Genomic DNA, 13,130 nt, shown 5'->3' on the forward strand with positions numbered 1-13,130 from the left:
CCTGCCAAGCCGGGCGCCGAGGAGGCGCCCGAATGATTCTCGACAGGTATTTCGCGCGACGGTTTCTACAGGCCTTTGCGACCATCGCGGCCATCTTCCTGGCGTTGATCCTGCTGATCGACGCGATCGAACAGTTGCGCCGTTTCGAGGGGCTGGACGTGGGCCTCGGGCAGTTGATCCGGCTCAGCCTGCTCAGCGCCCCCGCCACCATGAGCCAGATCCTGCCGTTGCTGATGATCCTGTCCACCGTCGTGCTTTACGTCAGCCTCGCGCGCAGCAGCGAGTTGGTCGTCACCCGCGCCGCCGGACGGTCCGGGTTGCGGGCACTGGCGGCGCCCGTCGCCGTGGCCCTGGTGATCGGCGGGTTGGCGGTGACCACCCTCAACCCCATCGCCGCGGCCACCTCTAACCGCTACAGCCAGTTGTCCGAAACCTTTCGCGGCACCGGGCTGTCGGTGTTGTCGCTCAGCGGCGAAGGGCTGTGGCTGCGTCAGGGCGGCGCTCAGGGGCAATCGGTGATCCACGCCACCGGTCACGGCGGTGACGCGGTCACGCTGTTCGACGTGACCATCCTGACCTATGCGCCGGATGGCGGGCCGGTGCGACGCATCACCGCCAAGAGTGCCCGGCTCGAGGAGCAGGCCTGGGTGCTGACCAACGCCAAGGTCTGGCCGCTGGCCGCCGGGCTGAACCCAGAGGCCACCGCCGCGACCCACGAGATCCTGCGCATCCCAACCACGCTTACCCCCGACCGGATCCGCGACAGCCTCGGCCGCCCGTCCGGAGTGTCGATCTATGCGCTGCCGGCGACCATCCGCCAGCTGGCCCAGGCCGGCTTCTCCACCCGCCGCCACGAGGTCTGGTACCAGGTCGAACTGGCCCGGCCGCTGTTCCTGGTGGCCATGGTACTGGTGGGCGCCGCCTTTACCATGCGGCACAGCCGGTTCGGCGGCACCGGGGTGGCAGTGCTCTCGGCGGTCCTGCTGGGGTTTTCGCTCTATTTCGTGCGCAACTTCGCCCAGATCCTCGGCGAGAACGGGCAGATCCCGGTGATGTTGGCGGCCTGGGCGCCGCCGCTGGCGGCGGTGTTCCTGTCGCTCGGCCTGCTACTGCACGCGGAGGACGGATGATGCTGCGCCTTCTGATATCCGCAGTCGTGCTGGTGGCGGGCACCCATCTGGGCAGCCTCGCGCTGGCCCAGGCCGGCCCGTCGCAAGACACCCGGACCGAGCCGCCGGCGATGCTGGTGGCCGATCGCGTTTTCATCACCCCCGAACGGCAGCTCGTCGCCGAGGGCTCGGTCGAGGCCTTCCAGGGCGAGACCCGCCTCAGGGCCGAGCGGATCACCTTTGACCGCAAGACCGGCCAGATGACCATCGAGGGACCGATCCGCATCGACCAGGGCGACCAGTTCACCGTGCTGGCCGACGCCGCCGAGATGGACCGCGGCCTGCGCGACGGGTTGCTGCGCGGCGCCCGTCTGGTCTTCGATCAGCAGGTCCAGCTGGCGGCGCTGCAGATGGTCCGCGTCGGCGGCCGCTACACCCAGCTTTACAAGACCTCGGTCACCTCCTGCAAAGTCTGCGAGGACGGCCGTCCGCCGCTGTGGCAGATCCGTGCCCGCAGCGTCACCCATGACCAGCAGGAACGGCAGCTCTATTTCGAGGGCGCGCAACTGCGCGTGCTCGATGTCCCGGTGTTCTACTTTCCGGCGCTGCGCCTGCCCGACCCCTCGCTCGAGCGCGCCTCGGGCTTCCTGATCCCGACCATCCGCACCACCTCGAAGCTCAACACCGGCATCCGGGTGCCCTATTTCTTCCGGATCGGCGATCACAAGGACCTGACCGTCACGCCCTATCTTTCGCCCAAGACCCGGACGCTGACCCTGCGGTATCGCCAGGCGTTCAGCAACGGCCGGATCGAACTCGAGGGCGCCCACACCCGCGACGACCTGATCCCGGGCGACAACCGCGGTTACTTCTTCGGCACCGGCGCCTTTGACCTGGCCAATCGGTTCAAACTCAGCTTCGACATCAAGACCGCCTCGGACAACGCCTACCTGGTGGATTACGGGCTGACCGATTACGACCGGCTGGAAAGCGAAGTGGAGCTGACCCGCACCACCCGCGACACCGCATTTCGCAGCGCAATACTCCACTACGACTCGCTGCTCGACGACGAGGACGAGTCGGAGCTTCCCACCCTGATCGGCGATTTTTCCTATGAGCGGCGGATCTTCCCCAATACCCTTGGCGGAGAGCTGCGCCTGGGTCTGGACATGCGAGGATTCCGCCGCGGCTCGGAGGCCAACGTCATCGGCCGTGACGTCACCCGCCTGACGGCGGACGTGGAATGGCGCCGAAACTGGATCTTCGACAGCGGGTTCCGCGCCGATTGGACCATGGGGTTCTCCGCCGATCACTTCGCGATTTCCGACGATACCTTCTATCCCTCCACGATCGAGCGCACCACGCCGCGCGCGGCCTTGGCGCTGCGCTATCCGATGACGCGCGGGACCGGTTCAGGGGCGACACAATTCCTTGAACCACTGGTCCAGATCGGCTGGAGCGACGTGAACGGCCCCGCCGCGCCAATCGACGCAAGCACCTTTGTCGAGTTCGACCAGGGCAACCTGCTGTCGTTGTCACGGTTCCCCTCTTCGGATGCGCGCGAGGATGGCACTGCGGCTGCCGTGGGCGTGAACTGGGCCCACTACGCACCCTCGGGCTGGCAGGCCAACGCCACGGTGGGCCAGGTCTTTCGCGGCCTCGCAGATCCGAATTTCTCCGTCACGTCGGGATTGTCGGGCGAGGCTTCGGCGCTGCTGGTCGCCGGGCAGATCCTGCTGGACCAGGGATTCAGCCTGACCGGTCGGTCGCTGCTGGACGACTCGCTTCACTTCAACAAGGCGGAATTGCGCGGCAGCTGGTCCGGCAAGCGCACCCGGATCAGCGGCTCCTACCTCTGGCTCGGGATCGACCCGGCAGAGGACCGAGACGCCGATGTCTCCGAATTCTGGTTCGACGGCAGCTACCGGGTCACCGCGAACTGGACCGCCAGCGCCAACCTGCGCTATGACATCGCGGATGACAGCGCGTCGAGCGCGGGGGTCGGCCTTGTTTATCAGAATGAATGCGTGACAGTCGATCTTTCGATCGACCGCAGCTATACCTCGTCAACAAGTGTTGAGCCTTCGACCGATTTCGGATTTACCATCGCCCTCAGCGGCTTTGCCGTTGAGAGCGGAACAGAAAAATACAGGCGATCATGCGGAAAATCCTGACCCCCCTTCTGACCATTCTGCACCGGAACACCTGCTTTTCCGTGCGTCTGGCTGCAATGGCCCTCATCGCCACCCTGCCCGGCGCCACATTGGCACAGGGCCTGTTCTCGCCTGCGATCACCGTCAACGGCGATGCCATCACCGGCTATGAGCTGGAACAGCGCGCGCTTCTCCTGCGCGTGTTGAACGCCCCCGGCAACACCCCCGAACTGGCGCGCAAGGCTTTGATCGAAGACAAGCTGAAACTGCAGGCCGCCAAGGCGGCCGGGATCGAGCTTACGCCCGAGGAATTGAAAGCCGGCATGGACGAATTCGCCGGCCGCGCCAACATGTCCACCGACGCGCTTTTGCAGGCGCTCGCACAGGAGAACATTTCGCGCCAGACCCTGCGGGATTTCGTCAAGGTCAACCTGCTGTGGCGCAACTACGTCACTGCCCGCTTCGGCGCCCGGGCCCGCCCAACCGACGCGGAAGTCGACCGCGCCATGGGCCGCGGCGGGGCCTCGGGCGGGATCCAGGTGCTGCTGTCCGAAGTGATCATTCCGATCACCCCGCAGACCGCCGCACAGGTCGAGGCGCTGGCCGACCGGATCGCACAAGTGAAAGGTTATGACGCCTTCTCGGCCGCGGCGACCCAGTACTCGGCCAGCAACAGCCGTGCCGATGGCGGCCGGTTGGGCTGGATGCCGCTGACGCGCCTTCCCGCACCGCTGCAATCGGTGATCCTGGGACTGAAAAAGGGCGAGGTCACCGCACCGCTGGCGCTGCCCAACGCCGTGGCGCTGTTCCAGATGCGGGGCATCCGGGAAACCGGGGGCAGCGACCCGAGCTATGCCAAGATCGACTATGCCAGCTACCTGATTCCCGGCGGCCGCTCGCCCGAGGCGCTGGCTACGGCGCAACGGATCATCGACAGCACCGACACCTGCGACGATCTTTACGGAATCGCCAAGGATCAGCCGCCCCAGGTGCTGGAGCGCAACGAACGCGCCCCGCGCGATATCCCGCGCGACGTGGCACTGGAACTGTCCAAGCTGGACACCGACGAAACCTCGACCGCGCTCACCCGCAACAACGGTCAGACTCTGGTCCTGCTCATGCTTTGCGGCCGCACCGCGCAGTCCATCGCCGAGGCCAGCCGCGACCAGATCGGCAACGCCCTGATCGAGCAACGACTGCAGAGTTTCTCCGCCAGCCAAATCGAACAGCTCCGGGCCGACGCGCAGATCCTCGAACGATGATCCGCCCCGTCGCGCTCAGTTGTGGCGAACCGGCAGGGGTCGGGCCGGAAATTGCCGTCAGCGCCTGGCAGGCGCTGCGCGGCGACTGCCCCTTCGTCTGGATCGGGGATCCGCGCCACCTGCCCGAGGGAACCCCGGTCGCCGTGCTGGACGACCCGGCCAAGGCCATCGCTGCCTGCGCCTCCGCCTTTCCAGTGCTGGCGCATCCCTTCGCCAACCCGACCACGCCCGGGCACCCAGACCCGGCCAACGCGCGCGGCGTGATCACCGCCATCGAACGCGCAGTTGCGCTTACACAGTCCGGCCAGACCTGCGCCGTCTGCACCGCGCCGATCCACAAGAAGGCGCTGATCGACGGCGCCGAGTTCGGCTATCCCGGCCATACGGAGTTTCTGGCCGCCCTCGGCAGGGTGGAACGTGTGGTGATGATGCTGGCCAGCGACGCCCTGCGCGTGGTGCCCACCACCATACATATCGCCCTGTCTGAGGTGCCGCTCCGGCTCACCCCCGAGCTGCTGCGCGAAACCATCGAAATCACCGCCCGCAGCCTGCGCGACCAATTCGGCATCCCGCAGCCGCGCCTCGCCGTCGCCGGCCTCAACCCCCACGCCGGTGAAAGCGGCGCCATGGGCCGCGAAGAGATCGACTGGATCGCGCCGCTTTTGGCCCGGATCCCGCAAGAGGGGTTTACCCTCACCGGTCCGCATCCCGCCGACACGATGTTCCACGCCGCCGCTCGCGCCCGCTATGACGCCGCGATCTGCATGTACCACGACCAGGCGCTGATCCCGATCAAGACGCTCGATTTCGACCGTGGCGTCAACGTCACGCTCGGCCTGCCCTTCATCCGCACCTCGCCCGATCACGGCACCGCCTTTGACATCGCAGGACAGGGCAAGGCCAATCCCTCCAGCCTGATCGAGGCGCTGAAGCTGGCGCAGCGGATGGCCGCCACGGGATGAGCGCCATCGACCCCCTCCCGCCGCTGCGCGCGGTGATCGCCAGTCACGGCTTGTCCGCGCGCAAATCGCTGGGCCAGAACTTCCTGCTGGACCTCAACCTCACCGCCAAGATCGCGCGGCAGGCGGGGGACTTGACCCAATGCGACGTTCTGGAGATCGGCCCCGGACCCGGCGGGCTGACCCGCGGGCTGCTGGCCGAGGGCGCGCGCAAGGTTCTGGCCATCGAAAAGGACCCCCGCTGTATCCCCGCGCTGGAGGAGATCGCCGCAGCCTATCCCGACCGGTTGCAGATCATCAACGGCGACGCGCTCGAGGTTGATCCGCTGGCGCATCTGACGCCGCCCATCCGCATCGCCGCCAACCTGCCCTACAACATCGGGACCGAGCTTCTGGTGCGTTGGCTCACGCCCGCCGACTGGCCGCCGTTCTGGCAAAGCCTGACCCTGATGTTCCAGCGCGAGGTGGCCGAGCGGATCGTGGCCACGCCCGGTTCCAAGGCCTACGGGCGGCTGGCGATCCTGGCGCAATGGCGCTGCACCGCCCGCATCGTGATGTCCCTGCCGCCCGGGGCCTTTACCCCGCCGCCCAAGGTCTCCAGCGCCGTGGTGCATCTCGAGGCGCTGCCCGAGCCGCGCTTTCCGGCCGACCCGGCGGTGCTGTCGCGGGTCGTCGCCGCCGCCTTCAACCAGCGCCGCAAGATGCTGCGCGCCGCACTCAAGGGGCAGGCCCCGGATATCGAGGACCGGCTCATTGCCGCCGGCATCGCCCCCACCGAACGCGCCGAACAGGTCGGGCTGGAGCAGTTCTGCGCCCTCGCCCGGGCGCTTGCCCGCCCCTGAGCGGGATCGGTTCCCGAGGGCCTGCCCCGGTCAGACAGGGCGCCCAACCACCCCGCCAACGATTCGCCCCGCCACGGGAAGGCGGGCACCCGGCCCGGCGTGGACAACGCCATGATCCCCTTCGATCTCGGTCTTTCGGGTGCGAAAAGGGCCGGTGCGGTTTCCCGCCCGGCCCCTTGGGTCACATCAATTTGTTTCGCCCGGCTGCGATCACTCGGCGGCGGTGCTTGCCTCACCCGCATCGCCGGGGGTCTCGTCTTTCGGGGTTTCGGACTTCGCCTCGGGCTTGGCGTCGCCCTTGGCGCCTCCCTCTTCCGCTGCGCTGTCCTTCGGCTTGGCCGCCGGCTTGCGCGTGCGCGGCTTGCGCGTGGAGGTTTTCTTCGGCTTGCTTTCCGGGGTCTCGACCAACCCGCTTTCGGCCTCGGCCTCGCCCGTTCCCAGGTCCATCACGTCGGGCTGCGGCGCCTCGGCCGGATCCGGAGCACCGGCGGCGGCCTCGCGCTCCTGGCGCTGGGCGCGCTCGCGGTCACGCTCGGCCTGGCGTTCGCGGTTCTGCCGCTCCTGCTCCTCGCGGCGGGCGTCCTGCTCGCGCTGGGCCTCGCTCAGCATGCGCAGGTAATGCTCGGCGTGCTGCTGGAAGTTCTCCGTCGCCACGCGGTCATTGGACAGCTGCGCGTCACGGGCCAACTGGTTGTATTTATCTATGATCTGCTGCGGCGTACCGCGCACCTTGCCTTCGGGGCCGGAACTGTCAAACACGCGGTTGACGATGTTTCCGCCAGAGGGACGGTTGCGGTTCGACTTCGACCGCGAACGGGATTTGGACGATCTCATTTTTTCTTACGTCAGCCTTGTCTTCACTGTCGTGTGATCCGGGTGCGCCTCATGCGCTGGGTTCAGTGGCCGGATCTTCGACTTCGGGGGCTTTGTGTTGCACGGAAGCTGCGACAGCCTCTGCCGGGGCAACACCTCTGAGTAAACATGTCCTGCGGGTCGGCACAAGAGGGCGAAGGGAAAAAACCGGTTTTTTGCGCCCTTACGGTAAACTTTCCGCCGATATCGCCCCCCATTTGCACCCGTTACCGCAACCGGGCGCAAACGACACGGTCGCGCCCGTCGAGGTCCTGCACCACGCCGATATCGCTCAGACCGACTGCGGACAGGATCGCGCAGACCGCCGCCGCCTGGGTCGGGCCGATCTCGACCAGCAACCGCCCGCCGGGCTCCAGGTGCCCGGTCACCTGCGCCGCGATGGCCCGGTAGGCGCCCAGCCCGTCGCCGCCATCGGTCAGCGCCAGTTCGGGTTCGTGCCGGCGCACCTCGTCGGCCAACCCGGCCATCTCGCCCGCCGCGATATAGGGCGGGTTCGACACGATCAGGTCGAAGCGCCCCGCGACATTGGAAAACCAGTCCGATTGCAGGATCTCCGCCCGCGCCTGCACCCGGTGCAGCACCGCATTGGCACTGGCCTGCAGACAGGCCGCCTCGCTCAGGTCCACGCCCAGCCCGGTGGCCTCGCCGCGCTCGGCAAGCAGTGTCACCAGGATGCAGCCCGAACCGACGCCAAGGTCCAGCACCCGCGCGAAGGGTTCCGCCAGCGCCGCCTCGATCAGGGTCTCGGTCTCCGGTCGCGGGTCCAGCACGTCGCCCGAGACCTTGAACCGGCGGCCATAGAAAGCCCGTTCTCCGATCAGGTGCGATACCGGCACCCGGATCGCACGCAAGGCAATCAACTGCTCGTACCGCTCGGCGATCTCCGGCTCCAGGTCCTCCGGCGCGATCAGCGTCACCCGCGCCGCCTCGATCCTTGCTGCATGAGCCAGAAGCACCCGCGCATCCCGCGCCGGGTCATCGACACCCGCCGCGCGCAACCGGGCCGCCGCCGCCGCCATCGCCTGCGCCGCTGTCTGGCCGCCGCTCATTGGCCCATCTCGGCCAGCATGCGGGCCTGGTCGTCGGCGGTCAGCGCGTCGATCGCCTCATCCAGGTCGCCCTGCATCACCTGCTCCAGCTTGTAGAGCGTCAGGTTGATGCGGTGATCGGTCATCCGCCCCTGCGGAAAGTTGTAGGTGCGGATGCGTTCGCTGCGGTCGCCCGAGCCGACCTGGCTCTTGCGCGCTTCCGAGCGCGCGTCATGCGCCTTCTGCCGCTCCATGTCGTAAAGCCGCGTGCGCAGCACATCCATCGCGATCTCGCGGTTCCGGTGCTGGGATTTCTCGGAACTCGTCACCACGATCCCGCTGGGAATATGGGTGATCCGAACAGCCGAATCCGTGGTGTTCACATGCTGCCCGCCGGCACCGGAACTGCGCATGGTGTCGATGCGGATATCGTTCGCGTCGATCCTGATGTCGACGTCCTGCGCCTCGGGCAGGACCGCCACCGTCGCCGCCGAGGTATGGATGCGTCCGCCGCTCTCGGTGGTGGGCACCCGCTGTACCCTGTGCACGCCGGATTCGTATTTCAACCGGGCGAAGACATTCTCGCCGCCGATCCGGATCACCGCCTCCTTGACGCCGCCCAGCTCGGTCTCCTGCAGTTCGATCACCTCCCAGCGCCAGCCGCGCCCCTCGGAATAGCGTTGGTACATCCGCAGCAGGTCGCCGGCGAACAGCGCCGCCTCGTCGCCGCCGGTGCCGGGCCGGATCTCCAGCATGGCCGAGCGGGTGTCGGCCTCGTCGCGCGGCAGCAACGCCAGCCGCAGATCGTGCTCGGCCTCGGGCAGACGCGCCTTGAGGGAGAGGATCTCCTCCTCGGCCAGTTCGCGCATGTCGGGGTCTTCCAGCATCGCCTCGGCCTCGGCCAGCTCGTCGCGCAGGGCGCGCCATTCGGCGATCTTCTCCACCACCGGCCTGAGGTCGGAATACTCCTTGGCCAGCGCGGCGATCTCGCCGCCGGCGGCGCCGGCCATCGCGGCTTCAAGGTACTCAAACCTTTGGGTGATCTGTTCTAGACGTTCTTCGGGAACCATTGGCGCGGTGTCCTCCATCCCAGGGCTTTGGTCAAGGGGAATGCCGTGCTAGGCTCAGCAGAACAGACCGACCGGAGCCCGCCCGATGACCCACCTCGCCCTGCTTTTCGTCCCGCTGTTCGCCCTTGCCGCCGCTCCGGTGCGGGCCGATGTCATCGCCCCCGACGGCAGCGTGCGCGACTGTTATTGCACCGATAGCACCGGCGGCCGCGTCGAACTGGGCGAAACCATCTGCCTGCATGTGGACGGGCGGATGTTCATGGCGCAATGCCAGATGTCGCTCAATGTGCCGATGTGGCGCGAGGTGCAGGAGGGCTGCCTGTCATCGCGCCTGCAATCGCGCCAGCCACCCCTCGACACGGGCGCCGTTCACCCCAAGATCTGAGCGCCCGAAGCGCAAACGCGCGTAGAGCTCCAGCGTTCCGTTCACCTTCTGAACAGTGGTGTAATCGGGAAACCCCATCACCCGGCTGCGGGTGACATAGGTGATCATGCCCTCGCCCGGCGACCCGGCCAGAACCCGCGTGCGCGGGGTGTCCCGAATGATCGCGTCAAGCCGCGCCAGCCCATCCGGCCCTGCCGGTAGCCGCCGCTTCACCCCTGATTTGAAGGTCTTGTCGCTGTTCACATCTGGCGGGCGGTGCCAACGCGCCGGATTGCTGGGGGCCAGCCGGACATAGGCCATCCCCGCCACGGCCAGCCCCAGAAGAACCCAAAGCACCACCATCATCCGCCCCATCCCCGGCTCACATCAACATGGTCCAGCCCAGCAGGCAGATGATCGACACCGCCACATGGGCGCCGGCCACCGCCGTGATGCCGGCCATGTCGAAGGGCGGCGAGACCTCGACCACGTCGCCGCCCTTGATGTTGATCCCGCCCAGGTCGCGCAGGATCATCGACGCCTGCGCCGAGGTCATCCCGCCCCAGACAGGCGTGCCGGTGCCGGGCGCAAAGGCCGGGTCGAGCCCGTCGATGTCGAAGGTCAGATAGGTCGGGTGATCGCCCAGGATGCCCCGGATCTTTGCCGCCACCGCCTGCGGGCCGGTCTCGTGCACCTCGCGCGCGTCGATGATGTTCACCCCCATGGTATCGTCGTTATGGGTGCGAATCCCCACCTGGACCGAGCGCGCCGGGTCCACCAGCCCCTCTTTCACCGCCTTGTAGAACATGGTGCCGTGGTCGATGCGGTCGGGATCGTCATCGGCCCAGGTGTCGGTATGGGCATCGAACTGCAACAGCGACATCGGCCCGTATTTCTCGGCAAAGGCCTTCAGCACCGGGTAGGTGATGTAATGATCCCCGCCCAGCGTCACTGGCGCCACACCGGCCGCCAGGATCTTGGCGATATGCGCAGTCAGCGCGGCGGGAAACGCCGGGATATTGGCGTAATCATAGGCTAGGTCACCGTAATCCACGATCGCCAGTTCGCTCAGCGCCTTGAACGGCCAGCCATAGGGTTCGTCATAGGGCTGATAGCTCGACGCCTCGCGAATCCCGCGCGGACCCAGCCGCGTGCCGGGCCGGTTCGACACCGCCATGTCAAAGGGCACCCCGGTCACCGCGATCTGCGCGCCGCTCAGATCCTTGGTATAGCGCCGCTTGAGGAACGAGGGCGCGCCGCCATAGGCCGCCTCGAGATTGATCCCCCGCAGATCCTCGCGGGTAAAGCCCGCGTCGATCTCGTTTTCGACATCGCTCATGGCCATTATGGACCCTCCTTATTTGGCCGCCAGCGGCTGGGCGCGTTCCACCAGCCGGGCAAAGAACGAGGCGCCCACAGGCGCGATCTCGTCGTTGAAATCGTAAGTCGGCTGATGCAGCCCGGCGCTGTCGCCCTGCCCGATGAACAGATAGGCACCCGGGCGGTGCTGCAGCATATAGGCGAAATCCTCCGCCCCCATCTCGCGCCCGGACTCGCCCTGCACCCGCGCCGCGCCGGCGACCTCCTCGGCCACCTCCACCGCAAAGCGGGTCTTGTCGGTGTCGTTGACCGTCGCCGGGTAGCCTCGTTCATAGTCCAGCTCTGCCGCCACCCCGAAGGACAGCGCCTGCCCCGCCACGATGGTCTTCATCCGCTCGATCACCATCTGCTGCACCTTCGGATCGAAGGTCCGCACCGTGCCGTTCAGATAGGCCGTTTCCGGGATCACGTTGTCGGTGGTGCCGGTGTGAATCTGGGTGACCGACACCACCAGGTCGTCCAGCGCGTAATGGTTGCGGCTGACAATCGTCTGGAACGCCTGCGCGATGGCCACCGCCGCGACCACCGGATCGCGGGTCTCATGCGGCATCGCGCCATGCCCGCCGACGCCCTTGATATGCACGTGGAACTCGTCCACCGCCGCCATCAGCGGCCCCGGCGTGGTATAGAAACTGCCAGCCTCGATCCCCGGCGCATTGTGCAGCGCATAGACCTGGGCAATGTCGAAGCGATCCAGAACCCCTTCCTCGACCATCACCCCGGCGCCGCCGCCGGTCTCTTCCGCCGGCTGGAAGATCAGCGCGACCTTTCCCGCGAAATTGCGTGTTTCGGCCAGGTATTTCGCCGCCCCCAGCAACATCGTGCTGTGCCCGTCATGGCCGCAAGCGTGCATCTTGCCCGCGTGGGCAGAGGCATAGTCCAGCCCGGTCGCCTCGGGGATCGGCAGCGCGTCGAAATCCGCGCGCAGCCCGATGGTGGGGCCCGGCCCCTGCCCCTCGATGATCGCCACGATGCCGGTCCGGGCAAGCCCTTCGTGGATCTCGTCGACGCCGAACCCCTTCAGCTTTTCGGCGATGAAGGCCGCCGTCTGCGGGCAATCGAAGCCCAGTTCGGGGATTCGATGCAGGTGACGGCGCCAGCCGGTCATCTCCTCGGCGTAATCGGCGATGCGGTTGACGACGGGCATGGGCTGGACTCCTTCGGCCTCATCCGGAATGGATGCATCTGACACCGGAACAGGAGCCTCCGCAATGCCCGAAAACGACCTTGTCCAAGACCCGACGGCGGGAATCGAACGGCTGCTGGAAATCATGCGCCGGTTGCGCGACCCGGAAACCGGCTGCCCTTGGGACATCGAGCAGGATTTCGCAAGTATCGCCCCCTATACCATCGAGGAGGCCTACGAGGTTGCCGACGCCATCGAGCGCAACGCCTGGGACGAGCTGAAGGGCGAATTGGGCGACCTGCTGTTTCAGTCGGTTTTCCACGCCCAGATGGCACAGGAAGCCGGGTACTTCACCTTTCAGGACGTGGTGCGCACCATGTCCGACAAGATGGTATCGCGCCATCCGCATGTCTTCGGTGATGAGGACCGCGACAAGAGCGCCGAACAGCAGACCCGCGACTGGGAGGCGATCAAGGCCGCCGAACGGGCACAAAAGGCGCAACGCGGCGCGCTCGAGGGGGTCGCGCCCAATCTCCCCGCGCTGCTGCGCGCCTACAAGCTGCAACAACGTGCCGCGCGCGTCGGCTTCGACTGGCCCGACGCCGGCGACGTGATCGCCAAGATCGCCGAAGAGGCCAACGAGCTGGTCGAGGCCCGCGACAGCCTCGGCCCGGACGAGATCGAGGAGGAATACGGCGATCTCCTCTTCGTCATGGCCAACCTCGGCCGTCACCTGGGGGTGGAGCCCGAAACCGCCCTGCGCCGCGCCAACGCCAAGTTCACCCGCCGCTTTTCCGCCGTTGAGTCGGCGCTGGCCGACCAGGGCAAACGCCCCGAGGACAGCGACCTTGCCGAGATGGACGCGCTCTGGGATGCGGTGAAGGCGCGCGAAAAGGACAAGGGGTAGGTGAACCCTGGACCGGCCCCGGAATATCCCCACGAAGAGACCCCCTTCTTCTCTTTC

Annotated in this window: 13 protein-coding genes; 7 read left to right on the forward strand and 6 right to left on the reverse strand. The window is 67.0% G+C overall.

Features of this window, described 5'->3' with window-relative positions:
• The first annotated feature begins 32 nt into the window (after positions 1 to 32).
• The 5 genes from lptG to rsmA are packed head-to-tail and all read left to right on the forward strand — an operon-like array spanning position 33 to position 6,325.
• Entirely contained in the window at positions 33 to 1,130 is a 1,098-nt protein-coding gene (lptG, locus tag ABWV23_RS01340) for an LPS export ABC transporter permease LptG (RefSeq protein WP_353344134.1), read from the forward strand.
• The gene (locus ABWV23_RS01345) at positions 1,130 to 3,283 is read left to right on the forward strand and encodes an LPS-assembly protein LptD (RefSeq protein ID WP_353344136.1); all 2,154 of its coding nucleotides are present in this window, start codon (positions 1,130 to 1,132) and stop codon (positions 3,281 to 3,283) included. The genes lptG and ABWV23_RS01345 overlap by 1 nt, the downstream gene beginning before the upstream one ends.
• Complete coding sequence (locus tag ABWV23_RS01350) at positions 3,268 to 4,524, forward strand: peptidylprolyl isomerase (protein WP_353344138.1); 1,257 nt, start codon at positions 3,268 to 3,270, stop codon at positions 4,522 to 4,524. The genes ABWV23_RS01345 and ABWV23_RS01350 overlap by 16 nt, the downstream gene beginning before the upstream one ends.
• Positions 4,521 to 5,486, forward strand: coding sequence for a 4-hydroxythreonine-4-phosphate dehydrogenase PdxA (gene pdxA, locus ABWV23_RS01355; RefSeq protein WP_353344140.1), 966 nt, complete (start codon positions 4,521 to 4,523; stop codon positions 5,484 to 5,486). The genes ABWV23_RS01350 and pdxA overlap by 4 nt, the downstream gene beginning before the upstream one ends.
• Positions 5,483 to 6,325, forward strand: coding sequence for a 16S rRNA (adenine(1518)-N(6)/adenine(1519)-N(6))-dimethyltransferase RsmA (gene rsmA / locus ABWV23_RS01360; protein WP_353344142.1), 843 nt, complete (start codon positions 5,483 to 5,485; stop codon positions 6,323 to 6,325). Before pdxA ends, rsmA begins: the two co-directional genes overlap by 4 nt.
• A gap of 210 nt (positions 6,326 to 6,535) precedes the next feature.
• Here rsmA and ABWV23_RS01365 read toward each other — a convergent pair whose 3' ends face one another.
• The 3 genes from ABWV23_RS01365 to prfA form a co-directional block, all read right to left on the reverse strand.
• On the reverse strand, positions 6,536 to 7,159 hold the full coding sequence (locus tag ABWV23_RS01365; protein WP_353344144.1) for a DUF4167 domain-containing protein: 624 nt from the start codon (positions 7,157 to 7,159) through the stop codon (positions 6,536 to 6,538).
• A gap of 245 nt (positions 7,160 to 7,404) precedes the next feature.
• On the reverse strand, positions 7,405 to 8,247 hold the full coding sequence (gene prmC / locus ABWV23_RS01370) for a peptide chain release factor N(5)-glutamine methyltransferase (RefSeq protein WP_353344146.1): 843 nt from the start codon (positions 8,245 to 8,247) through the stop codon (positions 7,405 to 7,407).
• Positions 8,244 to 9,296: a peptide chain release factor 1 gene (gene prfA / locus ABWV23_RS01375; RefSeq protein WP_353344148.1), complete on the reverse strand. Its 1,053-nt coding sequence runs from the start codon at positions 9,294 to 9,296 to the stop codon at positions 8,244 to 8,246. Before prfA ends, prmC begins: the two co-directional genes overlap by 4 nt.
• A gap of 85 nt (positions 9,297 to 9,381) precedes the next feature.
• Between prfA and ABWV23_RS01380 the strand changes: the two genes are divergently transcribed.
• The gene (locus tag ABWV23_RS01380) at positions 9,382 to 9,681 is read left to right on the forward strand and encodes a hypothetical protein (RefSeq protein WP_353344150.1); all 300 of its coding nucleotides are present in this window, start codon (positions 9,382 to 9,384) and stop codon (positions 9,679 to 9,681) included.
• Here ABWV23_RS01380 and ABWV23_RS01385 read toward each other — a convergent pair.
• The 3 genes from ABWV23_RS01385 to ABWV23_RS01395 are packed head-to-tail and all read right to left on the reverse strand — an operon-like array spanning position 9,619 to position 12,187.
• Positions 9,619 to 10,026 (reverse strand): DUF1499 domain-containing protein, encoded by a 408-nt coding sequence (locus ABWV23_RS01385; RefSeq protein WP_353344152.1) that lies wholly within the window; start codon positions 10,024 to 10,026, stop codon positions 9,619 to 9,621. The genes ABWV23_RS01380 and ABWV23_RS01385 overlap by 63 nt on opposite strands.
• A 16-nt stretch (positions 10,027 to 10,042) precedes the next feature.
• Complete coding sequence (speB, locus tag ABWV23_RS01390) at positions 10,043 to 11,005, reverse strand: agmatinase (protein ID WP_353344154.1); 963 nt, start codon at positions 11,003 to 11,005, stop codon at positions 10,043 to 10,045.
• A gap of 12 nt (positions 11,006 to 11,017) precedes the next feature.
• On the reverse strand, positions 11,018 to 12,187 hold the full coding sequence (locus ABWV23_RS01395; protein ID WP_353344156.1) for a M20 aminoacylase family protein: 1,170 nt from the start codon (positions 12,185 to 12,187) through the stop codon (positions 11,018 to 11,020).
• A gap of 64 nt (positions 12,188 to 12,251) precedes the next feature.
• Here ABWV23_RS01395 and mazG point away from each other — a divergent pair, with 64 nt between their 5' ends.
• Positions 12,252 to 13,073 carry a nucleoside triphosphate pyrophosphohydrolase gene (gene mazG / locus ABWV23_RS01400; protein WP_353344158.1) on the forward strand — a complete coding sequence of 274 codons (822 nt, stop codon included), beginning with the start codon at positions 12,252 to 12,254 and terminating at the stop codon, positions 13,071 to 13,073.
• The last annotated feature ends 57 nt before the right edge of the window (positions 13,074 to 13,130 follow it).

The sequence above is a fragment of the Aquicoccus sp. SU-CL01552 genome (assembly GCF_040365005.1).
GTDB lineage: Bacteria > Pseudomonadota > Alphaproteobacteria > Rhodobacterales > Rhodobacteraceae > Antarcticimicrobium.

Coding starts and splice junctions, on each gene's coding strand:
- lptG (WP_353344134.1), top strand. CDS start 33: ATGATTCTCGACAGGTATTTCGCGCGACGGTTTCTACAGGCCTTTGCG.
- ABWV23_RS01380 (WP_353344150.1), top strand. CDS start 9,382: ATGACCCACCTCGCCCTGCTTTTCGTCCCGCTGTTCGCCCTTGCCGCC.
- prmC (WP_353344146.1), bottom strand. CDS start 8,247: ATGAGCGGCGGCCAGACAGCGGCGCAGGCGATGGCGGCGGCGGCGGCC.
- ABWV23_RS01395 (WP_353344156.1), bottom strand. CDS start 12,187: ATGCCCGTCGTCAACCGCATCGCCGATTACGCCGAGGAGATGACCGGC.
- prfA (WP_353344148.1), bottom strand. CDS start 9,296: ATGGTTCCCGAAGAACGTCTAGAACAGATCACCCAAAGGTTTGAGTAC.
- ABWV23_RS01385 (WP_353344152.1), bottom strand. CDS start 10,026: ATGATGGTGGTGCTTTGGGTTCTTCTGGGGCTGGCCGTGGCGGGGATG.
- pdxA (WP_353344140.1), top strand. CDS start 4,521: ATGATCCGCCCCGTCGCGCTCAGTTGTGGCGAACCGGCAGGGGTCGGG.
- speB (WP_353344154.1), bottom strand. CDS start 11,005: ATGGCCATGAGCGATGTCGAAAACGAGATCGACGCGGGCTTTACCCGC.
- rsmA (WP_353344142.1), top strand. CDS start 5,483: ATGAGCGCCATCGACCCCCTCCCGCCGCTGCGCGCGGTGATCGCCAGT.
- ABWV23_RS01350 (WP_353344138.1), top strand. CDS start 3,268: ATGCGGAAAATCCTGACCCCCCTTCTGACCATTCTGCACCGGAACACC.
- ABWV23_RS01365 (WP_353344144.1), bottom strand. CDS start 7,159: ATGAGATCGTCCAAATCCCGTTCGCGGTCGAAGTCGAACCGCAACCGT.
- mazG (WP_353344158.1), top strand. CDS start 12,252: ATGCCCGAAAACGACCTTGTCCAAGACCCGACGGCGGGAATCGAACGG.
- ABWV23_RS01345 (WP_353344136.1), top strand. CDS start 1,130: ATGCTGCGCCTTCTGATATCCGCAGTCGTGCTGGTGGCGGGCACCCAT.